Here is a 20,879-nt window from a genome sequence, read left to right as displayed (position 1 = left end):
GGGCGCATTACAGGGAGGAGGAGAGAATGACTTTGGACAGACGCACATTCCTGGGCACGGCCGCCGTCGCGACGCTGGCGGCTCCGATGGTCCGGGCCCAGGGCAAGCCGAAGGTTGTGGTGATCGGCGGCGGCGCGGGCGGCGCCACGGCGGCGCGCTACATCGCCAAGGACAGCGATGGCGCCATCGACGTGACGCTGGTCGAGCCCACGCGGAAATACTACACCTGCTTCTTCTCGAACCTCTATATCGGCGGCTTCCGCGATCTGGCCTCGATCGGCCATACCTACGGCACGCTCGCCTCGGACTACGGCATCAACGTCGTCCATGACTGGGCGGTCGGCGTGGATCGCGACGCGATGACGGTGACGCTGACCGGCGGCGACACGCTGCCCTACGACAAGCTGATCCTGTCGCCCGGCATCGATTTCGTCGACGGCGCGGTGCCCGGTTGGGACATCACCGCGCAGAACGCGATGCCGCATGCCTACAAGGCCGGCTCGCAGTCGGAACTGCTGAAGGCGCAGGTCGAGGCGATGCCGGAAGGCGGGCTCTACGCGATGGTCGCGCCGCCGAACCCCTACCGCTGCCCGCCGGGGCCCTACGAGCGGATCAGCATGGTCGCGCATGTCCTGAAACAGACCAACCCCAGCGCCAAGATCCTGATCGTCGACCCCAAGCAGTCGTTTTCCAAGCAGGCGCTGTTCGAGGAGGGCTGGCAGAAGCACTATGGCGGCATGGTCGAACGCATCGGCCCGGACTTCGGCGGCGCGAATGTCAGCGTGAACCCGGACGAGATGACCGTCGATATCGACGGGGCGGTCGAAAAGGTCGATGTCTGCAACGTGATCCCCGCGATGAAGGCGGGCCGCATCGCCGAGCTGGCCGGCGTGACCGACGGCAACTGGGCCCCCGTCAATGCCTCTGACATGTCGACCAAGGCGGACCCGGATGTCTACGTGCTGGGCGACGCCAGCGCGCAGGGCGACATGCCGAAATCCGGCTTCTCGGCCAACTCCCAGGCGAAGGTCTGCGCCAACGCCGTGCGCGGGGCGCTCACCGGCAGCCGCGTGTTCCCGGCCAAATACGCCAATACCTGCTGGTCGCTGATCGACGAGAACGACGGCGTGAAGGTCGGCGCCACCTACGAGGCGACGCCGGATAAGATCGCCAAGGTCGACGGCTTCATCAGCCAGACCGGCGAGGACGCCGACCTGCGAAAGGCCACCTACGAGGAATCCGTCGGCTGGTACGCCGGCATCACCGCCGACATGTTCGGCTGACTGCAGCGTCCCCGGGTCCGGACGCGCGGGATCCGGGGGCCTGACCATGCAAGAGAGGACCAAGTGATGAAAAGACTACTCGCCGCCGCCGCCGCGCTGACCCTCGCCGGCCCGGCGCTGGCCCAGGACCCGATCGTTCACGACTACGACGGCAGCTTCGAGGACGCCTCCTTCGCCGTGGAAACGGCGATCGTGAACCGGGGGCTGGTGATCGACTATGTCAGCCATGTCGGCGACATGCTGAACCGCACGGGCGAGGATGTGGGCAGCGACGTGACGCTGTTCGAGGCCGCCGACATCTACATCTTCTGCTCGGCCGTCGTCAGCCGCGAGGTGATGGAGGCCGACCCGATGAACCTGCAGCACTGCCCCTACGGCATCTTCGTGGCCGAGCGGGACGGGCAGGTGATGATCGGCCACCGCGACTATCCCGACGGCGCGATGGACGCGGTCGAGGACCTGCTGGAAGGCATCATCGAAGAGGCGATGGCCGGCTGACGCGGCCGCGCACAGGCAATCGCCCGTTCCGGGGCGCACCGGGGCGGGCGGGATTGATCCAGATCATCCCGCGCGGGGCCTCCGGCTGGTAGGTGTCCCGAAAGGACCGGTCTCATGCTTGAAACCCTCATCGACAGCTATGGCGAGCCAGCGCTGCTGGGCGGGCTGGGCGTGCTTGTCGGCCTTCTGTTCGGCGCGGCGGCGCAGCACTCGCGGTTCTGCCTCCGGGCGGCGACCATCGAGGTGTCCGAGCACCGGCTGGGCGAGCGCATGGCCGTTTGGCTTCTGGCGTTTTTCTCCGCACTGAGCGTCACGCAGCTGGCCATCCGCAGCGGCGTCCTCGACGTCACGGGGTCGCGCCAGCTGGCGGCCACCGGCTCGCTCAGCGGGGCGATCCTGGGCGGGCTGATGTTCGGCGCGGGCATGATCCTGGCGCGCGGCTGCGCCAGCCGACTTCTGGTGCTGTCGGGCACGGGCAACATGCGCGCCCTGGTGACGGGGCTCGTCGTCACGCTGGTGGCGCAGGCGAGCTATACCGGCATTCTCGCGCCGGCGCGCGAGGCGCTGGCAACGCTCTGGACGGTGCCGGGCGGCGCGGCGCGGGACCTGGGCCAGATCCTCGGGCTCGGCCCGCGGGTGCCGCTGGTGTTCGGGCTTTTCGGACTGGCCGGTGCCTTCGCGCTGGCCTTCCATCGCCGGATCGGGGCGACGCGCTGGATCGCGGCGATGCTGGTGGGCGTGGCCGTGGCCCTGGGCTGGATCGGCACCTACGCCATCGCGGCAGTGTCCTTCGAGGTCATCCCGATCTCGTCGGTCACCTTCACCGGGCCGTCCACCGACACCCTGATGGCGCTGGTTGCGGAGCGCTCGGTCGTGCTGTCCTTCGGTATCGGACTTGTCCCCGGCGTCTTCGTCGGCTCGGCCGCCACGGCGCTTCTGGCGCGCGAATGGAAGATCGAGCGCTTCGGGCCGGATACGCCGATGGAGCGCTACATGCTGGGCGCCGTCCTGATGGGCTTCGGCGCGATGCTGGCCGGGGGCTGCGCCGTGGGCGCCGGGGTCTCGGGCGGCGCGATCCTGTCGCTGACCGCCTGGGTCGCGGTGGCGTCGATGTGGGCCGGCGCGCTGATCATGCAGCTGCTGATAGCGCGCCGGGGGCCCGTGGCGGTGACGCCGTAGACCTGCCCGGCGCGTCCTTCCTAGCTGTCCGCGGCCTCGAACCGATACCCGTCCCCCTCCGCCACGACGCGCCCGGTCCCGCCATGCGGCAGGTGGAAGCCGATGACCGTCCGCGCCTCCTCGGCCAGCCGGCCCATCAGCGCGGTGCGTGTCGCCGCCGCCGTCTCCGGATCCTGATCGTTGGCCGTGGCCCAGCCGGGCCGGGCAAAGGCGACATGGGCGTTCGCCACCGCATCCCCGATCACGAACACGCCGTCGCCGCCGCCCACATCGAAGGACATGTGGCCGGGCGTATGCCCGAAAGTGCCCACGGCGACGATGCCGGGTAGCACCTCGTCGTCGTCCTCGAAGAACTCCATCTGGTCCGCGACCATCTCCAGCCGCCGCGCCGCGCCGACGGCGAAGGCCTGCCGTTCCGCCCCGATGGTGTTTACCGTCTCGGGGTCGGTCCAGTAGTCCCATTCCGCACGCCCCATCATCAGCCGCGCGTTGGGGAAGGCGGGGTCGCCGAAATCGTCCAGCAGCCCCCACAGGTGGTCGGGATGGGCATGGGTGAAGACCACCTCCGTCACGTCCTCGGGCGCGACGCCCGCCGCGTCCAGGCTCTCGAACAGCTCGCCCGCCGAGGGCATGAAGGTCGCGCCGGCGCCGACGTCGAACAGCACGGTGCGCGTGTCGTCCTGGTAGAGCGTGACGTTACAGGGCGGGGTCAGCTGGTCGCCGGAGACGCCGTGCGCCTTCAGGATCGGCGCAAGCTCCTCCTCCGGCAGACCGCCGAGGACGAAGCTGCGGGGCAGGACCAGGTTGCCGTCGCTCACCGTGCGCACCGTTCCGGCCCCCGCCGGTATCTCGGCCACCGCGAAGCGCGGCAGCAGCGCGCCCGCGCCGGCCGCTGCCAGCCCCGCCAATACCTCGCGCCTGTGCATGATACTGTCCTCCCAAAGATTTCGATAATTGAATTTGATGGGAGCCGGGAGGCGAATGCAACCGGAAATTTCGGGCGGCGGCGGCCGGGCGGCCGGCTAGCGGTCCAGCCCGTTCCGGCGCGCGACGAAATCCGCCAGGTGTGGGACGTAATCCTCGGGGCCGTCGCCACCGTCGGCACAGGCCATCGCAAAGCTGTTCTTGGCCGCGTTGCCGACGGGATTGGCGAGCCCGGCATCGTCGGCCAGGCTCTCCAGATACCGCAGATCCTTGAAGGCATTGGACAATGTGAATTTGTGCGCCTCGCGGTTGCCCTCGATCACGTAGCCCATGAAGGTCTGGTAAAAGCCGCAATCCATCCGGCTTCCGCGGATCACGCTGTCGAAGGTCTCGCGCGAGAGGCCGACCTTCTCGCCCAGCGCCAGCGCCTCGGCATACAGCGCGGCATAGCCGAGCGACAGGAAGTTGTTGAGCAGCTTCATCTTGTGGCCGTCGCCGGTGGCACCGATGCGGACGATGTTGGCGGCCCATGTCTCGACCACCGGGCGGATCCGGTCGAACACCTCCGGATCGGCGCCGATCATCGCCGAGAGCGTTCCTTCCTCGGCCTGAACCGGCGTGCCGCCCAGCGGCGCGTCGGCCATGTGGACGCCGCGCGCCGCGAGGGTCTCGGCGAGCTGCGCCGTCGACACCGGATCGGCGGTGGAGCAGTCGACGACGACATCGCCCGCGTCGAGCCCGTCCGACAGCGCCTCGACGATCGCCTCGACCTGCGGCGATCCCGGCGCGCAGATGAACACGATGGACGAGGCCCGCGCCAGCTCCTCCAGCGTCGCGGCCTCGCTCGCGCCGCGCGACAGCAGATCCTCGACGGGCGCGCGGTTGCGGTGGGCGATGACCGTCAGCGGATAGCCGGCGGCCAGAATGTTCTTGGCCATCCCGTGCCCCATGAACCCGGTTCCCACGAAGCCGATCTTTTCCTGTGCCATCTCTCTCTCCTTGTTCTGGGGGCGTCTGGTCCGGCGACCTCCGACGGCGCGCGCGCGTCTTGCGCCGGGTGCGGAGGCGCGGCCGGGCCAGACTATTGAAACCCGCCGGCGCGGGAAAGCCCGGTTTCGGAGGGCCGGGCAGGGCGTTGTCCGCAACGTTGGACGCGCTGGCGCACGCGCCTAGGTTGGGCCTTGAGCAAATCGGGGACATGGTGTCCCTTGCGAACGCAAAACAGCGGCCGGACTCCGCGCCTGAGGTAGGGGAAGAGACATGAGCGGACTTCTGGCGCTTCTCGACGACGTGGCGGCGATTGCCAAGGTGGCGGCGGCCTCGGTCGACGATGTCGTCGGGCAGGCGGTCAAGGCGTCCTCAAAGGCAGCCGGTGCGGTGATCGACGACGCGGCGGTCACGCCGAAATTCGTCCACGGCTTCTCGGCCGAGCGGGAGCTTCCGATCGTCTGGAAGATCGCGCGCGGCTCGCTCTTCAACAAGCTCGTCATCCTGCTGCCGCTCGCGCTGTTGCTGTCGCTCTTCGCGCCGTGGGCGATCACCCCGCTGCTGATGCTGGGCGGCGCCTATCTGTGTTTCGAAGGGGCCGAAAAGGTCTGGCATGCGCTCAACCCCCACGACCACCACGCCGAGAAGGTCTACGCCGAGAAACTTGCGGACGCCCACCTGGAGGAGAAAAAGGTTTCCGCAGCGATCAAGACGGACTTCATCCTGTCGGCCGAGATCATGACGATCACGCTCGCGGCGCTGCCCGCGGATCTGTCGATCTGGTTCGTGGCCGGGGCGCTCGCGGTTGCAGGGATGATCATCACCCTGGTGGTCTACGGCGCGGTCGCGCTGATCGTGAAAGCCGACGACGTGGGGCTGCACATGGCCTCTGCCGGGCGGCTTGCTGCTACGCGGACGCTCGGGGTCTGGATCGTTCGCAGCATGCCCGGGCTGATGTGGCTGCTGGTGGTCGTCGGGACGGCGGCGATGATCTGGGTCGGGGGCTCGATCATCGTCCACGGGCTGCACGAGTTGGGCCTGCACGCGCCCTACGACGTCATCCACGACCTCGCGGGCGCGGCGGCACAGGCGGTCACGACCGCGCCGGGCGCCGTGGCATGGATCGTGACGGCCGTGCTGGACGGGCTGATCGGGCTGTTGCTCGGGGCCCTCCTGATCCCGCTGGTGAAATACGTCATAGCGCCGGCCCGGGCGGTCCTCGGAAAGCGTACCGGCGCGAAGGCGGGATGACGGCCCGGCCGAAGCCGCCGGGACGGTAGTCGAGGTTGTTCGGGTCGCCGGCAAGGCGGGCAGGTCTCTGAGGACGTCCAAGACGGCCCTGGACGCGAAGGCCCACGAAGAGCTGGGTGCGGCGGCCGGGCGGCGGCTGAGGCTTGAGCTGGCCGGGACGCAAAGGCCCGGGGACGTGGCACAAGAGGTGCGCAAGCCGCTGTCGATCGTCGCCACGAAAAAATACGTTCATTGATCGGAGACGAGCCGTCCCACGACGGCCGGGCGGGGCCCGGCCGGGCGCGAAAGGGCAGTATGAATGAGGTTCTCGAAAGACTCCGGCGCCTGGTGGCACGCCGGCGCCGGAGCGACTATCGTCGGGATCTCGACGACATGCGCGGGCCGCGTCCGAAGAGCGGGCCGCGCCGACCTGGGAGGCACGATGTCTGGATGTTGCGACACGGGGCAGGGCGCTGGGACCGATCCCGACCTCTACATGGAGGCCGCGCTTGACGTGCCGCCCGCGCCCGAGGCCGTGCGCGCGGAGCTGAAGGACCGGCTGATCCCGCTGAGGGGCGGGTTCTTCGAGATGGGCACGCGCCAGTCGCGGTTCCCCGAGGATTACGACTCCCCCCGCCGCAAGGTAAAGCTCTCGCCCTTTAGCATCTCGGCGACCGCCTGCACCAATGCCGACTATGCCCGCTTCGTGGAGGCGACCGGCTATCGCACCGTCGCCGAACGCGAGGGGTGGTCCTATGTCTTTCACCTGCTGCTCGACGACCCCGCCGCTCATCCCGTCTCGCCTCCCGGCCTGCGCTGGTGGCGCAAGGTGAAGGGCGCGTGCTGGTTCGCGCCGGAGGGCCCGGGCAGCGACGTGGCGGGCCGCGCGGATCATCCGGTGGTCCATGTCGCGTGGTTCGATGCGCTGGCCTATTGCAGCTGGGCCGGGCTGGCCCTGCCGACCGAGGCGCAATGGGAATTCGCTGCGCGCGGGGGGCTGGCCCGCAAGAAGTTTCCCTGGGGCAACGAGATGATGCCGGACGGCACGCCCGCGATGAACACGTGGCAGGGGCGCTTTCCGACCGAGAACACGGAAGAGGACGGCTATCTCGGCACGGCGCCGGTGACCGCCTTCGCGCCGAACGGCTACGGGCTCTACAACGCCTGCGGCAATGTCTGGGAATGGGCGCGCGACCGCTACGCGCCGCATCCGCCGAAGGGCCCGTTCCCGCTGCGCGATCCGGGCGGCGCACCGGACGGCTATGCCCGCGTCCAGCGCGGCGGCTCCTACCTCTGCCATGTCAGCTACTGCGACCGGTACCACGTCCATTCGCGGACCCGGAACGACCCTGACAGCTCGACCGGCAACTCGGGCTTCCGCGTCGCCTGCGAAGGGCCATGAGCCGCCCTAGCCGGTGCGCAGGGCTTCCGTCGCGCTCCGCAGGGACCGGATCATCTGGCGGATCGGACCGAACTCGGCGGAGCGGCGGTGCATGGTGACGCCGGTGGGAATGCTCCAGGAAAAGCCGTCCATCTCGACCTCGGCAAGGTCGATCCCGGCGTCGGACCCGGCAAGCGGCGTGGGCATGCAGGCAAGGAACCGATGCTCGGCGATCATCTTGAACGCGATCTGCAGCGAGTGACTTTCCAGCGCCAGCCGAGGCTCTGGCAGGCCGCGGGCGCGGAAATAGTCCCGGATCCGCAGGTTCGCCTGCTGCCCGCTGAAGAGGCATAGCCACGGGTAGGTCAGCGTGTCCTCCAGCGTCACGGTCTCGTTGCGAAACAAGGGATGGTCGCGCGAGGCGAAGACGGCGTTCCTTTGACGGTAGAGCTCCTCGGTCAGAAAGTCCGAGCCGAGCTCGTGAACCTCTTCGGGCATGCCGCCCGCATAGGCCCGGATGTCGCCGCGGGCGAGTTCGGGCAGAAGCTCGTTGCCGACGCCGGTGGAGACCTGGATGCGCAGGTTCGGAAACCGGCGGCGCAGGTCGGCCAGCATGCCGGGAAAATGGATCGAGCAATAGACCGGACCGCCGCCGAGCCGCATGACGCCGCCCATGCCGCTGGACTGCGCGCCGATCTCCACGATGGCGGCGTTCCACGAGGCCTCGATCTCGCGCGCGCGGGCATAGAGGGCCTCGCCCGCCTCGGTCAGCCGCACGCCGCGCGGCAGCCGGACCAGCAGTTCGGTGTCGAGCGCCTCCTCGAGAAGGCGGATGGACTTCGTCATCGCGGGCTGGCTGATGTTCAGGTTCCGCGCTGCGCCGTGGATCGACGAGGCCTCGACCACGCCGAGGAAGTGCTGAAGTCTCCAGATGTCCCGCATGTTTCGCCTCTCTCCCGGGATAACCCTAGGCTATTCCGGGGATGCCGGGAAGCACTTGTGCTGATCGGGCGGAGGACCGACGCGCGTGCCGCCGTGTCCGAGGCAGCGGCGCGCTGGCCTGGGAGGTTCGGCGCGACGCGCGGCGGCGTCAGTTCGGGAAAAGCGATGCCGATCGGGTCGATCCGCCCCCGTGGCGCGGTCGTCCGGCGTCAGGGCTCGAACCGCAGGACCGCGCCAAAGCGGTGCGTCGTGCCCGGCGGCGAGGGCACAAGCGCGCCGCTCTCGATCAGGTCGGCGCGCCGGCGGCGCTCGTGGGTCGCGGGCTCGATGCAGATCAGGCCGGTGCCGGGCGACATGTTCCGCAGCGTCTGGAGAACGGGGAACGCGCCGCCGTCGTAGTCGATACGGAAGGTCGGACCGCCCGGCGTGCCGAGGGTGACCTGCGATGCCGGCCGGCTCGGGCGCGTGGTGATCGCGTCCGTACCGAGAGCGCTTTCGGTCAGGTCCGCGCCGTTCAGATGCAGCCGGCTGGTTCCGCGCGCGAGCGGCAGGCCGAGATTGACGTGGTACATCGCCATGACCGGCACCGGCTGGCCGATGACGTCCAGCGCGTCCGCGATCCGGATCTCGCGCGCGCCGAGCGGGATCTCGACCTCGCGTCGCAGCCGCAGCGTGCCGGTGCCGAGCGCGAATTGGCGGGCTTCGGCCTCGATGCGGAAAACGCATGTGTCGCCGCTCCACCGCGCCGCCGCCGACAGGATGCGCGCCGGGGTCTGCATCATGCCGCCGTGCTGCAGATAGGCGGTGCCGTCCACGGTCTCGGCGGCGCGGATATGGTCGAATCCGCAGGTCTGCAGAAGGCCGTAGAGCGTGCCGTTCGTTCCCGAGGTCAGGCGGGTCTGCGCGCCGTTCGGTCCGGTCCAGAAATACGGCACGCCATCGCACCAGACGGCGCCGATATCGCACAGGCGGTCGGGCAGAAGCTCGACCCGCAGGCCGGCCCCCGCCTCGATCCGCATGACCCGCTGCCCGCGCGCCGGACCGTCCGCGACCTGCAGATGCTCGATGCCGAAAAGCGCACCGGGATCGGGCAGGGCGCGCTCCAGGTCTTGCCGCGTCCAGTCCTCGCCGAAGAGCCGCACCATCAGAGCGACAGGGTCTCGCCGGTTTCGGGATCGAACACATGCCACGTATCCTCGAGAACCGTCAGAGGCACCGCGCTTCCGGTCCTGGGCAGCGTGTCGTCCGCGGCCGCGCCGCTGGCGACGCGAACGCCGACCTCCTGCTTGCCGATCCGCCCGAAAACGAACGCCTCGTGACCGAGCCATTCCTGCCCCTCGACGGGCAGCGACAGCGTGTCGGGGCCGGGCGCGTCGGCGATGACGAAATGCTCGGGGCGGACGCCCACCTCGACCGTCTGGCCCGGCACGAGGCGGTCCGAGAGACGCTTGAGGCGCGCGTCCGACGCCGGGAGGAACAGGCTGTCGGACGCACGGACGTGCAGGCCGTTTTCGGCCATCTCGGCGGTGCCGGAGAAGAAGTTCATCTCGGGGGATCCGAGGAACCCCGCGGTGAAGCGGTTCTTCGGGTTGAGGTAAAGCTCCTGCGGCGTGCCGATCTGCATGACTTCGCCATGGTCGAGCAGCGCGATCCGGTCGGCCATCGTCATCGCTTCGACCTGGTCGTGGGTCACGAAGATCGAGGTCGCGCCGAGCTGGTCGTGGAGGCGCCGGATCTGGTGGCGCGTCGCCGTCCTGAGCTTGGCATCCAGGTTCGACAGCGGCTCGTCGAAGAGGAACAGCTTGGGCTTGCGCACGATGCAGCGCCCCATCGCGACGCGCTGACGCTGTCCGCCCGACAGCGCCGACGGCTTGCGGTCTTCGAGCCCGTGGAGATCCAGCATCTCGACCGCCTCGGCCACGCGCTCCTGGATCAGCGCCTTGTCCTCGTTCCGCATCCGTAGCGCGAAGCTCATGTTGTCGCGCACGGTCATGTGCGGATAAAGCGCATAGCTCTGGAACACCATCGCCATGTCGCGGTCCGAGGGATCGGTGCCGGTGATGTCCGCGCCCGCGACCGTCACCCGCCCGCCCGAGATGGACTCGAGCCCGGCGATCATCCGCAGAAGGGTGGATTTGCCCGACCCCGACGGACCGACGAGGCAGACGAACTCGCCGGCCTCGAGTTCGAGGTCGATCTCGGGAATGACGACGTGCTTGCCGTAGGCCTTGCGGAGTTTTTCCAGCGTCAGGTATGCCATGTCTTGCCTCACTTCACGGCGCCGGCCATCAGGCCGCGCACGACGTATCGTTGCCCGAACAGGATCAGGATCAGCGCCGGGACCATCGACAGGACCGAGGCGGACGCCATTTCGCCGTAACGGATCTGGTGTTCCTGCGCGAAGGTCGCGATCGCGACCGGTGCGGTCATCGTGTCCTGGTCGGTCAGGTTCAAGGCGATGGCGAAGTCCGACCAGGACTGGATGAAGGCCAGCGCCCCCGCCGCCGCCATGCCGCCGAACGAGAGCGGCAGGACGATCCGGCGGAAGACCTGCCCATAGCTGCACCCGTCCATCCGCGCCGCCTGGATCAGGTCGTTGGGGATGTTCAGCAGGAACCCGACCATCAGGAACACGGTCTGCGGCAGGGCGTGGACGATATGCGTCAGGATCACCGCGGTATAGGTGCCGTGCAGCCCCAGGTTCGAGAACATGACGTACCACGAGCCCACGAAGGTCAGCGTCGGCAGCATGTGGAACACCAGCGCCCAGCCGAGGAGCAGGAATGTCGCCCATTTCGGCGGCTCCAGCCGGACGACGGTGAAGGCCGCCAGCGTCGCGATGACCAGCACGATCACCGTCGAGACGACCCCCACGAGCGCGCTGTTCCAGAGGTTCATCAGGAAGTCCGACTGCCGCGAGAACAGCAGCGTGCGGTAGTTGTCGAGGATCGGCGTCGCGAAGCCGGTGCCCATCAGGATGTCGATCTGCCGCTTGAACGAGTTCGACAGGATCCAGAACATCGGCCCGACGATGATGAGCGCATAGCCCCAGGCGACGAGGTGGCCGCCCAGAAAGCCCTTGCGCGCTGACTTGCCGCTCATTCCGCGATCTCCTTCGCCTTGCGTCGTGCCCGGATCACGAGGTTCACGGCAACGATCAGAACGGCGACCGCCACCAGCGTCAGCAGCGACATGGCCGAGCCGACGCCGACCCGGTCCTGCGCGAAGAAGGTCCGGTAGATCGAGAAGTTGATGACCTCGGTGGCCGTGCCCGGGCCGCCCGCGGTCAGGAGGTAGACCTCGTCGAAGACCTTGAACGTCAGCACGATGCGAAGCCCCGCTGTGATCAGGATGGTCGGGATCATCAGCGGGATCGTGACGTAGCGCAGTTCCTGCCAGTTCGTCTTCACGTCGAACCGCGCCGCTTCGAACACCTCGTCGTCGAGGCTTTCCAGGCCGGTCAGCATCAGCAGGAAGACGAAGGGCGTCCAGTGCCAGATATCGACCATGATGACCGAGGCGAGCGCCACGTCGGGGTTGCCGAGGAAATCGACGGGCCCCAGCCCGACATAGCCCAGAAGCGTGTTCACCGCGCCGAAATCGCGCCCGAGCAGCAGCCGCCACATGGCGCCGATGACGATCGGCGGGATCACGATCGGCATGAGGAAGATCGTCGTCAGCGCGACCCGCCCGAAGCCCGACGCGCGCCGGGCCGCCAGCGCCATCGCGAAGCCAAAGATCATCTGCGCGGTGACGGCGCAGACCGCGAAGACGATCGTGTTGCGCACACCGGCCCAGTAGACCGGCTCGTGCTGGAAGAGCTGTTCGAAATTGTCGAGGCCGGTAAAGCTCGTGTCGGCCCGGCCGTCGATCCATTCGACGTCCGACAGCGAGAGGCCGACGAGGTTGAAGACCGGGTAGATCGTCAGGACGATCAGCAGCAGGGCGGCCGGCAGAAGCGAGCCGTAGCGCCAGATCCTGTTGCGCCTCTGGGCGGTCGTTGCGGACATGGGAAGGGGTTCCGTCGGAAGTTGGACCGGTGCGCCGCGGACACGGCGCACCGGACGCGCCGTATTACAGCTTCGATGGCTCGTCGATGTCGTAGCCCGCTTCGGTCAGGATGCGGTACATCTCGTCGGCCGCCTGGTTCAGCGCCTCGGTCGGGGTGATCTCGCCGATCACCGCCTGATTGAGGAACAGCGAAATCGCGTCCTTGATCTGGCTGCCCTCGGGAAGCGGCATGTTCATGTGGCTCACCGCCGCGTTGCCGGAGAAGGCGGGCAGGAAGGCGAAGGACGGGTTGTCGCCGGCCGAGTCCGCAAGATCGTCGCGCACCGGGATGCCGCCCGACTGGACATAGTAGAGCTGCTGCTCCTTCGCCTGGAACCAGTCGAGGAAGTCGAGCGCGGCGGATTTCGCCTCGTCCGACACGTTCCTGGGGACCGCCGCCACCCAGTGACCGGCCGCCGAGGCGTGCTCATGCCCTTCGGCGGCGGGGATCAGCGCGGTCCCGATCTTGCCGGCGACGATCGAGTTGTTGGGATCGTTCAGCACCGGGTAGGCCGCGACCACGGCGATCGCATGCGCGCCGCGCCCCGTGGACATCAGCTGGATCAGCTCGGCCTGCGCGACGGCGCCCGAGTTGGGCGGGCCGGCCTCGTTCGCCAGTTCGATATAGGTTTCGAGCGCCGCGAGGGCTTCGGGCGAGGCGATGGTCACGTTGTAGTCGCCCGCCGACGGGTCCGCGAAGAACGATCCGCCGTGGCTGAAGATGTACGGCGTGAAATTGTAGAGGATCGAGTCGCGCGCCGCCCGGGGAACGAAGCCATAGACATCATCCGAGGCCAGCGCCTTCGCGTTCGACAGAAGCGCGTCCCAGGTCTCGGGGACGTCGAGCCCGGCGTCCTCGTAGAGATCCGTCCGGTAGTAGAGCACGTTGACGTTCCCGTTGATCGGCACGCCGAGAAGGTCGCCATCCTCCGAGAAGCCGCCGGCCTCGCTGTCCCAGCCGGTCGAGCCGCCAAAGGTCAGGATGTTCTCGTTGAGCGCGAAGCCGTCGTCGATATTCGTCAGCGGTTCGAGGAAGCCGCCGGCGTAGAACTCGGCCATGCCGGCCGCGTTCAGGGCGATGAGGTCGTAGCGCCCGTCAGACCCGCGCACCGAGTTGCGCGTCTTTTCGAGCATTCCGCCGAACGGCGTCACGTCGAGGTTGATCGTGTTGTCGCTCTGCGCCTCGTATTCCTCGACCATCGCGATGAAGCCGTTGAGCCAGGGCGATTGGTTGATGAGCATGTCGATTTCCGCGGCCTGCGCCGAGGTTCCCGCCAGCACCGACAGCGCGGTGGTTCCGAGAATGGTCTTGAGGGTCGACATGGTCGTCTTCTCCTCCCATTGAAGTTTCGCTTCAGGTCGCTCGGCTCCTGAGAGCAAAGCGGTCGTAGAGCTCGGCCGGCGCATCGTGCGCGTCGAGCGTATCGACGATGGCGGCCGTCAGGCGGTGCATGGCGGCCTCGCAATGGATCGGCGTCATCTGCTGCGGATCGGCCACGAGATCGAAGAGCATCGTTCCGAAAGACGCCAGCAGCTCCCGCGCGGCGCCGGGCGGACGCTTCGTCTGGCCCGGCGCGGCCGGCACGCGCAGAAGGGGCACGCCCTTGGTGAAGTCGAACGGTGGCACGAGCGTCGCCGCTGCCAGTTCGTCGGTGCCGAAGGGCAGTTTCAGATGCGACGGCATCAGCGTGTATTCGTGGAGCCCCGACTCCTCCATCCGGTCGGGATAGAGATAAAGCGCATGCCGCCCGTCGCTGGCGCCGATGGGCCCGCCGAACTGGCCGAAGACGGCGATCCGGTCCTCGGGCTCGTCGACCAGCCGCAGAAGCGACCGGCCCCGCACCTCTGGCGGCATGTCGGCGCCGTGCAGGTCCAGCAGGGTCGGCATCAGGTCCGTCGTCTGCGTCGTCTGCTCCGTGCGCGTCGCGGCAAGATCGCCGCGGCCGGGCACGTGCATGATCAACGGGATATGGCTGATTTCCTCGAAATAGGGCGGGATGTTCTTGCCCCACCACTCGTGCTCGCCCAGGAGAAAGCCGTGATCCGTCGTCAGGATCAGCGCGGTGTCGTCCCACAGATCGTGGCGGTCGAAATAGTCGAGCAACCGGCCGAAATGCGCGTCGCACATCGCGACGAGCGCATGGTAGTTGCGGCGGATCTCGGCGATCTCCTCGGGCGTGTCGTCGCAGGGTCCGTAGCGCGGCCAGTCGAGGACCGGACCGTCATACCCCGAGGGGGGCAGGGCCGCCTTGTATCCCTCGGGCACGAAGAACGGCTCGTGCGGATCGAAGCACTCGATCTGGAGCAGCCAGTCCTGCGCCTCCCGGTTCTCGTCGAGGAATTCGAGCGCCTTGTCGAAGCATTGCGGGCCGGGATGGTCCGCCTCGTCGCGGATATGGTCCCGGTTGATCTGGTGCTGCAGCCGGGTCCGCGCGCCGTCATTGTAGTGACGGTCGGAGAACTCCCGCCCGTAGCGTTCGAGATCCGGGGCGACCTTGGCCTTCCAGGTGTCGTATTCCTGCCCCCGGACCAGATCCCATGTCGCGTAGCGCGTGTGGTAGTTTGCGCCGCCGTCCTCGAAATAATGGAAGTGATCGGTCACCAGATGCGTGTAGGTGCCCGCCTGGCCGAGACTCCTGGGCATCGAATTGTCGAACGGCTCGAGCGGCCCCCACGAGCGGTGCATGAAGTTCAGCCGCCCGGTGTGCAGATCGCGCCGCGCCGGCATGCAGGGCAGGGAACCGACATAGTGGGAATCGAAGGTCAGAGCCCGCGCGGCGAACCGGTCGATATTCGGGGTCGCGACCTCGGTTCCGCCATACGCTCCAAGGGCGAGCCGGTTCAGACTGTCCAGCAAGACCAGGACGGTTCGCATGGATATCCTCCTCCTCCGTTCGTATGCCGTACACGGGATGCGCCTTATTGAGTAATTCCGATATGCATCCAGGCGATAACTTCGGGATATCCTGTCGATCCCGCCGGTCGCGGCCGTCGCGGCACGCCGCCCGGGAGGCGAGGCGCGCCCGGGCGGTCATGGCGCAGACTTCGCATAGATGCAGGTTATCGCGACGGGTCGTTTTGGAATTGGTTAGGTTAACGGAAGCTTGATACCAGCTTGGGCGGAAGGTTGGCCGCCTAAGGAGGAGAGCCGCCGTGAGACTGGTGTTCGTTCTGTTCGACTCGCTGAATCGCCTGGCTCTGCAGAGCTACGGCGGGGGACTCGAGACTCCGAATTTCCAGCGCCTCGCGGATCGCTCGGTGACCTTCGACCGCCACTATGTCGGCAGCATGCCCTGCATGCCCGCCCGCCGCGACATGCAGACCGGCCGCGTCAGCTTCATGCACCGCAGCTGGGGACCGCTCGAACCCTATGACAATTCCTTCGCCCAGATCCTGAAGGCCGGCGGCACCTACAGCCATCTGGTCACCGACCATTTCCACTATTTCGAGGATGGCGGCGCCGGCTATCATACCCGCTATAGCTCCTGGGACTTCGTGCGCGGACAGGAATACGACCCCTGGAAGGCCATGGTGGCGCCGCCGCTCGACGATTTCGCCCGGCGCTACGCGGCCCCCCACTACGATCCGGCGAAGAAGCCGGCGCGGCTGCACCACCTGGTCAATGTCGAGCACATGGCCGCAGAGGCGGATCAGCCGACGCCGCGATGCTTCGCCGCCGCGCGGGAGTTCCTGGACACCAACCGCGGCAGCGACAACTGGCTGTTGCAGCTGGAGCTCTTCGACCCGCACGAGCCGTTCTTCGCGCCCGACCGCTTCCGCAAGGAAGGCGACAGCGCCTATGAGGGCCCCGTCCTGAACTGGCCGGACTACAAGCGCGTGACCGAGACGCCCGACGAGATCGCCGAGATTCGGGCGAACTATGCCGCGCTCGTCCGAATGTGCGACGACTATCTCGGGCGGCTCCTCGACTACTTCGACGAGCACGATCTGTGGCAGGACACCGCGCTGATCCTGTCGACGGACCACGGATTCCTGCTGTCGGAACACGAATGGTGGGGCAAGTGCCGAATGCCCTATTACGAGGAAGTGACCCACATCCCTCTGTTCATTCATCACCCCGATCTGCCGGACCGGGCGGGCCAGCGCTGTGATGCCGTGACCCAGACGCCGGACCTGATGCCGACGATCCTCGACATCTTCGGCTGCGATATCCCCGCCGAGGTCCGGGCACGGTCGCTGATGCCGCATCTCCGCGGCGAGGCGGATCGGGACGAACGGGTTGTCGCCTTCGGAGTCTTCGGCGGGCCGCTGGGGGTGACGGACGGGCGATACGTGATGTTCCACTATCCTCCGGATACGCTGGGCGAGGGGCTCTTCGAATACACGCTGAACCCGCAGCATGCGCGCGCCCTTCAGCGCGGCCGAGTTGAAGACCGCCGAGATGGCACCGCCATTCGACTTCAGCAAGGAGATGCCGCTGATGCGGATCAAGGCGTTGCCGGACGCGATGCGCGTGCCCAACCACGACGGCCAGACATTCGAGGACCAGGGCTTTGCGCTGTACGACCTCCGGCACGATCCCGGCCAGACAGCCCCGATCCGCGACGCCGCGGTGGAGGACCGGCTCTACACGGCCCTGGGCGCCATCCTGCGTGGCCTCGACACGCCGGACGAGGCCTATGGCTGGTACGCGATCACGCCGGAGGGAAAGCCGGTGACGCCGCCATCCCCGGCAGCCCGAAGCCGAATGTGAGGCGGTCGCGGCACGGAAATGGGAGGAGACCAGACGAGCATGCGGAGGACGGCAGCCCTGGCGGCCGCGGCGGCGGTGACGCCGGTCGGGGTCGCGCGGCGGACGCGCCTTCACGTCGGTCCCGAGCGCGCCGGCGGTTGGCGACACGATCACGGATGGCCATGCCGCGCCGCCGGTCATCCCGCCTCTGGTCGGCCCTGCAGACCGGACCTGCGCCGACCTGACGCCGCTCCGACCCCGCTCCAGACAGGGCCGCCAGCACCCCGGGCGTCCGCGTCGCCTTCGACAACACGCCCCCACCCGAACCAGTCGAGACCAAGCCCATGACCGCGCCCAACATCCTGTTCATCATGTCCGTCGACCATGCCGCGAATGCCATCTCGGCCTATGGCTCCGGCCTGAACCGCACCCCGAACATCGACCGGCTGGCGCAGGAGGGGATGCGGCTCGATCATTGCTACGTCACGAACTCGATCTGCACGCCGAGCCGGGCCTCGATCCTCACCGGCACCTACAACCACGTGAACCTGGTCACCACGCTGGACACCCATCTCGACAACCGGTTGCCCAACGTCGCCAAGCACATGCGCCGCGCCGGCTATCAGACCGCGATCTTCGGGAAATGGCATCTGGGCGAGGGCAGGGCGCACGAGCCCTCGGGCTTCGACGAATGGTCGGTTCTGCCGGGGCAGGGCGACTATTTCGATCCGGTGATGATCGACGCCGAGGGCGAACGCGCGGTGCCGGGCTACGCCTCGGACATCATCACCGACCAGTGCATCGACTTCATCGACCGGCGCGATCCCGACCGGCCGTTCTTCATGATGTGCCATCACAAGGCGCCGCACCGGCCCTTCGTTCCGCATCCGCGGCACGCCGATCTCTATGTCGACGACCTGCCGGTGCCGGAGACCTATGACGACGACTATTCCGACCGCGCGGCCGCGGCCGCGGCGGCGAAGATGCGGGTCCGGATCGACATGACCTACGAGGATCTCGGGCTGGTGCTGCCCGAAGGGGGCGCGGAGGTCGGCATGCAGGAAAAGCCGGGATCGCTTCAGCGCAAGGTGCCCGACGATCCCGAGGGGCTGGTGCTGATAGATCGCGCCACGGGCGAACCTTTCCGGTTCGAGACGAAGCGCGAGCTCGACCTGTTCAAGTACCAGCGCTACGTCAAACGCTATCTGCGCACCATCGCGGGGATCGACGAGAATGTCGGGCGCCTTCTCGACCATCTCGACCGCGCGGGTCTCGCCGAGGACACCATCGTCGTCTACACCTCCGACCAGGGCTTCTTCCTGGGCGAGCACGGTTGGTTCGACAAGCGGTTCATGTATGAAGAAAGCCTCCAGATGCCGTTTCTCGTGCGCTATCCAAAGGGCATCCGGGCGGGCACGGTCTCGCAGGGGATCGCGACCAATGTCGACTTTGCCCCGACCTTCCTCGATTACGCGGACGAGGCCGTGCCGAGCTACATGCAGGGCACGTCCCTGCGGCCCCTGTTCGAGGAGACGGCGGGCGGCGACTGGCAGGACGTGGCGTATCACCGCTACTGGATGCACAAGGACGAGATCCACAATGCGTTCGCGCATTACGGACTCCGCGATGCGCGCTACAAGCTGATCCACTGGTACAACGATCCGCTCGGCCAGATCGGCGCCAACCCGGGCGACGAGGCGCCGGAATGGGAGCTGTTCGACTGCGAGACCGACCCGCACGAGCAGCACAACCTCGCGGACGATCCGGACCATGCCGAGGTCTTCGCCGCCATGCTGAAAAAGCTGGACGCGAAGATGGCCGAGATCGGCGATGTGCCCGAACATGACAGCGAAACGCTTCTGGCCGGGCCGGGAAGCGCGCGATAGCGGTCAGCGGCGTCCGTTTGGACAGCCCTGACGGGCTTGCTCCTGGGCATCCAAGTCTCGCCTCCGCTGGCATCGCTCGCATGGCTGTTGATCCGGCCGGCGTGTCGCGGAACGACAGGTCCGCGCGGCGCCACCGGACCATGGCCACGATGCTGGTCGGGACCCGGAGCGATGCCGCAGGGTGAACCGCGCCTTGTCGCTGCGGCGCTTGCCGATGCCGAGGGCAAGGCCTTCGAAGGCGCCGTTCGGACGATCCGGTCCTTCACGACGGACGGCGCGGGCCGCTCTTCGAATTCATGACGGCAACCCGGGTCACGGATCCCGCTGCCCCAGGCGCTCCCTTTGGCCCGGAACCGGCGCGTTTGAATATGCGCGTTGCGGGGATATGATCGCCCGGGTCGTGCAACCCTCAATGAAGGGCGCGTGTGTCCTGAACCGGATCGCAGGCGGAAGAGTGGTCTTGAGTGACGTTGGAGCTTTCATCTTGAGAAACGATCTGACATGAGCCGCAGGCCTGTCGGCAGCGTCCGCCCGCCCGCCCATCCTGTGCCTTAAGAAGCGCGTCTAGATGACTGAAGCGAATAACAGACTTTCCGTTGCGCCCATGATGGACTGGACCGACCGCCACTGTCGGTACCTGCATCGGCTCCTCAGCCGGAATGCCCTGCTTTACACCGAGATGGTGACGGCGGCGGCGCTGGTGCGGGGCGGGGCGCGGCATCTGTTGCGGTTCGATCCGGCCGAGCATCCGGTGGCGGTGCAGCTGGGCGGAGCGGAGCCCGGGGAACTGGCGGCGGCGGCGCGGATGGCGGCGGAGGCGGGCTATGACGAGATCAACCTGAATGTCGGCTGCCCGTCGGACCGGGTGCAGTCGGGGTGCTTCGGCGCCGTTCTGATGGAGCAGCCGGCGCTGGTGGCCGACTGCGTGGCGGCGATGGTCGCGGCGCAACCGGTGGAGGTCACGGTGAAATGCCGGATCGGGGTGGACGCGCAGGCCCCCGAGGAAGTGCTGCCGGCCTTCCTGGAGACGATCCGCGACGCGGGCGTGCGGCGGGTGACGATCCATGCGCGCAAGGCGTGGCTGCAGGGGCTGAGCCCGAAGGAGAACCGCGAGGTGCCGCCCCTGGACTATGACCTCGTCTACCGGATGAAGGCCGAGTTCCCGGAGCTTCACGTCTCGGTCAATGGCGGGATCGGGTCGCTGGAGGAGGCGCGGGCGCATCTGGCGCAGGGGGTGGACGGGGTGATGATCGGGCGGGCGGCCTATCATCGCCCGGCCGACATCCTGTTGGAGGCGGACCGGGCGATCTGGGGCGAGCCGCCGCCGCTGGCGCGGGCGGAGGAGGCCGTCGAGCTGATGAAGCCCTATATCGCGGCGCATCTGGCCGAGGGCGGGCGGCTGCATCAGGTGACGCGGCACATGCTGGGGCTGTTCGCCGGCCGGCCGGGGGCGCGGGGCTGGCGGCGGGTGCTGAGCGAGGGGGCGCACCGGCCGGGGGCCGGCGTGGCGCTGCTGGACGCGGCGCTGGCGGAGGTGGAGCCGGAGGGGGAGAAACGGGCCTCCTGAGGCGGGTGTCCGAGGGTGTCCGAGGTTGGGCAGGGGGCTAAGGCGCTGATTTTTATGTGGATAGCGCTAACAGGGCCGCGGGTGTCCGCGCGATAGGACATTGGATCAGCCGTGGGACATTTCCACCTGCGTCGCGCGGCGGAACGCCGTGCAGCGCCGCCCCGCCCACCGGGGCGGCGCTACTGGCGAGGACGGTGCCAAGTGTTCGACATACATGCTTATGTCTCCGGCATCGCAAAGCTCGACCGCGCCCCGGCGG

The 20,879-nt window shown here is 67.8% G+C and carries 17 protein-coding genes; 8 read left to right on the top strand and 9 right to left on the bottom strand.

All coding sequences use genetic code 11. From position 1 onward, the window contains the following. Positions 1–26: 26 nt before the first annotated feature. From P1J78_RS04605 to P1J78_RS04595, 3 genes are all read left to right on the top strand, one after another. Positions 27–1,283 (top strand): NAD(P)/FAD-dependent oxidoreductase, encoded by a 1,257-nt coding sequence (locus P1J78_RS04605; protein ID WP_275566153.1) that lies wholly within the window; start codon positions 27–29, stop codon positions 1,281–1,283. Positions 1,284–1,349: 66 nt separating this feature from the next. Then, positions 1,350–1,781, top strand: a complete 432-nt coding sequence (locus P1J78_RS04600) for a DUF302 domain-containing protein (RefSeq protein ID WP_275566152.1) — start codon at positions 1,350–1,352, stop codon at positions 1,779–1,781. A gap of 114 nt (positions 1,782–1,895) precedes the next feature. Beyond that, a complete protein-coding gene (locus P1J78_RS04595) occupies positions 1,896–2,960 on the top strand; it encodes a YeeE/YedE family protein (protein WP_275566151.1) in 1,065 nt (354 codons plus the stop codon). Positions 2,961–2,980: 20 nt separating this feature from the next. Here the strand turns inward: P1J78_RS04595 and P1J78_RS04590 are convergent, their stop codons facing one another. Continuing rightward, entirely contained in the window at positions 2,981–3,886 is a 906-nt protein-coding gene (locus P1J78_RS04590; RefSeq protein WP_275566150.1) for an MBL fold metallo-hydrolase, read from the bottom strand. Positions 3,887–3,982: 96 nt separating this feature from the next. Continuing rightward, positions 3,983–5,029 (bottom strand): NAD(P)-dependent oxidoreductase, encoded by a 1,047-nt coding sequence (locus tag P1J78_RS04585; RefSeq protein ID WP_275566149.1) that lies wholly within the window; start codon positions 5,027–5,029, stop codon positions 3,983–3,985. Positions 5,030–5,144: 115 nt separating this feature from the next. Between P1J78_RS04585 and P1J78_RS04580 the strand changes: the two genes are divergently transcribed. Next, positions 5,145–6,122, top strand: coding sequence for a DUF808 domain-containing protein (locus P1J78_RS04580; protein ID WP_275566148.1), 978 nt, complete (start codon positions 5,145–5,147; stop codon positions 6,120–6,122). Between the two features lie 421 nt (positions 6,123–6,543). Next, complete coding sequence (locus tag P1J78_RS04575; RefSeq protein WP_275566147.1) at positions 6,544–7,503, top strand: formylglycine-generating enzyme family protein; 960 nt, start codon at positions 6,544–6,546, stop codon at positions 7,501–7,503. A gap of 6 nt (positions 7,504–7,509) precedes the next feature. On the opposite strand, the gene P1J78_RS04570 is transcribed toward P1J78_RS04575, so the two are convergent. From P1J78_RS04570 to P1J78_RS04540, 7 genes are all read right to left on the bottom strand, one after another. Continuing rightward, positions 7,510–8,424 carry a LysR family transcriptional regulator gene (locus tag P1J78_RS04570; protein WP_275566146.1) on the bottom strand — a complete coding sequence of 305 codons (915 nt, stop codon included), beginning with the start codon at positions 8,422–8,424 and terminating at the stop codon, positions 7,510–7,512. A 209-nt stretch (positions 8,425–8,633) separates the two neighbouring features. Next, positions 8,634–9,569: a DUF4432 family protein gene (locus P1J78_RS04565; RefSeq protein ID WP_275566145.1), complete on the bottom strand. Its 936-nt coding sequence runs from the start codon at positions 9,567–9,569 to the stop codon at positions 8,634–8,636. Next, on the bottom strand, positions 9,569–10,684 hold the full coding sequence (locus P1J78_RS04560; protein WP_275566144.1) for an ABC transporter ATP-binding protein: 1,116 nt from the start codon (positions 10,682–10,684) through the stop codon (positions 9,569–9,571). The genes P1J78_RS04565 and P1J78_RS04560 overlap by 1 nt, the downstream gene beginning before the upstream one ends. A gap of 8 nt (positions 10,685–10,692) precedes the next feature. Continuing rightward, entirely contained in the window at positions 10,693–11,526 is an 834-nt protein-coding gene (locus P1J78_RS04555) for a carbohydrate ABC transporter permease (protein WP_275566143.1), read from the bottom strand. Then, positions 11,523–12,434 (bottom strand): carbohydrate ABC transporter permease, encoded by a 912-nt coding sequence (locus P1J78_RS04550; RefSeq protein WP_275566142.1) that lies wholly within the window; start codon positions 12,432–12,434, stop codon positions 11,523–11,525. Before P1J78_RS04550 ends, P1J78_RS04555 begins: the two co-directional genes overlap by 4 nt. Positions 12,435–12,498: 64 nt before the next feature. Next, on the bottom strand, positions 12,499–13,797 hold the full coding sequence (locus tag P1J78_RS04545) for an extracellular solute-binding protein (protein ID WP_275566141.1): 1,299 nt from the start codon (positions 13,795–13,797) through the stop codon (positions 12,499–12,501). 31 nt (positions 13,798–13,828) lie between these two features. After that, positions 13,829–15,349 carry a sulfatase gene (locus P1J78_RS04540; protein WP_275566140.1) on the bottom strand — a complete coding sequence of 507 codons (1,521 nt, stop codon included), beginning with the start codon at positions 15,347–15,349 and terminating at the stop codon, positions 13,829–13,831. A gap of 278 nt (positions 15,350–15,627) precedes the next feature. Here P1J78_RS04540 and P1J78_RS04535 point away from each other — a divergent pair, with 278 nt between their 5' ends. The 3 genes from P1J78_RS04535 to dusA all read left to right on the top strand — a co-directional run bounded on the left by P1J78_RS04535 (position 15,628) and on the right by dusA (position 20,620). After that, positions 15,628–17,412, top strand: coding sequence for a sulfatase (locus tag P1J78_RS04535; protein WP_275566139.1), 1,785 nt, complete (start codon positions 15,628–15,630; stop codon positions 17,410–17,412). A 99-nt stretch (positions 17,413–17,511) separates the two neighbouring features. Continuing rightward, positions 17,512–19,053 carry a sulfatase family protein gene (locus tag P1J78_RS04530; protein ID WP_275566138.1) on the top strand — a complete coding sequence of 514 codons (1,542 nt, stop codon included), beginning with the start codon at positions 17,512–17,514 and terminating at the stop codon, positions 19,051–19,053. A 568-nt stretch (positions 19,054–19,621) separates the two neighbouring features. Further along, the gene (dusA, locus tag P1J78_RS04525; RefSeq protein ID WP_275566137.1) at positions 19,622–20,620 is read left to right on the top strand and encodes a tRNA dihydrouridine(20/20a) synthase DusA; all 999 of its coding nucleotides are present in this window, start codon (positions 19,622–19,624) and stop codon (positions 20,618–20,620) included. The last annotated feature ends 259 nt before the right edge of the window (positions 20,621–20,879 follow it).

Source organism: Psychromarinibacter sediminicola, assembly GCF_029168335.1.
GTDB lineage: Bacteria > Pseudomonadota > Alphaproteobacteria > Rhodobacterales > Rhodobacteraceae > Psychromarinibacter > Psychromarinibacter sediminicola.
The sequence above is the reverse complement of the archived record's forward strand: the minus strand, read 5'-3'. Positions and strand labels throughout refer to the sequence as shown.

Excerpts from the sequence above, each read along its gene's own strand:
- P1J78_RS04575 (WP_275566147.1), top strand. The coding sequence starts at position 6,544 with ATGTCTGGATGTTGCGACACGGGGCAGGGCGCTGGGACCGATCCCGAC.
- dusA (WP_275566137.1), top strand. The coding sequence starts at position 19,622 with ATGACTGAAGCGAATAACAGACTTTCCGTTGCGCCCATGATGGACTGG.
- P1J78_RS04565 (WP_275566145.1), bottom strand. The coding sequence starts at position 9,569 with ATGGTGCGGCTCTTCGGCGAGGACTGGACGCGGCAAGACCTGGAGCGC.
- P1J78_RS04570 (WP_275566146.1), bottom strand. The coding sequence starts at position 8,424 with ATGCGGGACATCTGGAGACTTCAGCACTTCCTCGGCGTGGTCGAGGCC.
- P1J78_RS04580 (WP_275566148.1), top strand. The coding sequence starts at position 5,145 with ATGAGCGGACTTCTGGCGCTTCTCGACGACGTGGCGGCGATTGCCAAG.
- P1J78_RS04530 (WP_275566138.1), top strand. The coding sequence starts at position 17,512 with ATGACCGCGCCCAACATCCTGTTCATCATGTCCGTCGACCATGCCGCG.
- P1J78_RS04550 (WP_275566142.1), bottom strand. The coding sequence starts at position 12,434 with ATGTCCGCAACGACCGCCCAGAGGCGCAACAGGATCTGGCGCTACGGC.
- P1J78_RS04595 (WP_275566151.1), top strand. The coding sequence starts at position 1,896 with ATGCTTGAAACCCTCATCGACAGCTATGGCGAGCCAGCGCTGCTGGGC.
- P1J78_RS04545 (WP_275566141.1), bottom strand. The coding sequence starts at position 13,797 with ATGTCGACCCTCAAGACCATTCTCGGAACCACCGCGCTGTCGGTGCTG.
- P1J78_RS04590 (WP_275566150.1), bottom strand. The coding sequence starts at position 3,886 with ATGCACAGGCGCGAGGTATTGGCGGGGCTGGCAGCGGCCGGCGCGGGC.
- P1J78_RS04560 (WP_275566144.1), bottom strand. The coding sequence starts at position 10,684 with ATGGCATACCTGACGCTGGAAAAACTCCGCAAGGCCTACGGCAAGCAC.
- P1J78_RS04605 (WP_275566153.1), top strand. The coding sequence starts at position 27 with ATGACTTTGGACAGACGCACATTCCTGGGCACGGCCGCCGTCGCGACG.
- P1J78_RS04600 (WP_275566152.1), top strand. The coding sequence starts at position 1,350 with ATGAAAAGACTACTCGCCGCCGCCGCCGCGCTGACCCTCGCCGGCCCG.
- P1J78_RS04540 (WP_275566140.1), bottom strand. The coding sequence starts at position 15,349 with ATGCGAACCGTCCTGGTCTTGCTGGACAGTCTGAACCGGCTCGCCCTT.
- P1J78_RS04555 (WP_275566143.1), bottom strand. The coding sequence starts at position 11,526 with ATGAGCGGCAAGTCAGCGCGCAAGGGCTTTCTGGGCGGCCACCTCGTC.